A 705-nucleotide genomic window follows, 5' to 3' on the forward strand; every position below is an offset into this window, starting at 1 on the left:
CCCGGCGATGAAGGTCTGCGTCTTCCAATGCCCGAACGGTGCCTTTGAGCGCAGCCGTTGGCCCTTTAGGCAGCGGCCGCGCAGACGTGTCATCTTCGTAGTGGTTCCGGTTTCGTCGATGAACACCAGCCGATGTGGCTCAAGCCGCATCCGCGGCTGGCGCCTGGTCTGCCACTCCTGCCGCGCCTTGCTGACGTCGGGACGATCTTGCTCGCTGGCCAGCAGCGTTTTTTTTGAAGCGATAGCCATTTCTGATGAGCCAGCGCGAGATCGAGGCAGGAGCGACCTGGACGTCTGTAGCAGCGGCCGGCTCGGCGGCAAGCTCCGGCATGGTGATGTCATCCTTCTCGGCCACACGGCCAAGCAGGAACGCACGATGCGGGTCGAGCTTGGAATGGCGGCGGCCACCGCTGGCCTTGGGCGCCAGGCTCTCGGTCTTTCGATAGTTCCTCATCAGGATCACGACAAACGAAACCGACACCCCAAAATGTGCCGCCGCCGCACGCCGCGAGTGGCCAGCCTCGACAAACCGCACAACACGTTCACGCAAATCGAGCGAATAGGGCTTGGGCATGGCAAATCACCTCCTACAGGAAGTGAATCATGAACCACGCCTCACTGGAATCTGAAGGGTTCTGTGAGGTCCGGGCACAGCCGGGGCACGCAGGCTCGACGTCGGACCTCATTGCAAGCCGGATTGAACGA

General features: G+C 61.8%; 1 protein-coding gene. It reads right to left on the reverse strand.

Annotated features, from left to right (window positions below):
- Nucleotides 1–139: 139 nt before the first annotated feature.
- A complete protein-coding gene (locus NKJ55_RS35465) occupies nt 140–574 on the reverse strand; it encodes a helix-turn-helix domain-containing protein (RefSeq protein WP_352453936.1) in 435 nt (144 codons plus the stop codon).
- Nucleotides 575–705: the final 131 nt, after the last annotated feature.

Origin of the sequence: Mesorhizobium sp. M0106, assembly GCF_040322715.1 — a bacterium.
Classification (GTDB): Bacteria; Pseudomonadota; Alphaproteobacteria; order Rhizobiales; family Rhizobiaceae; genus Mesorhizobium.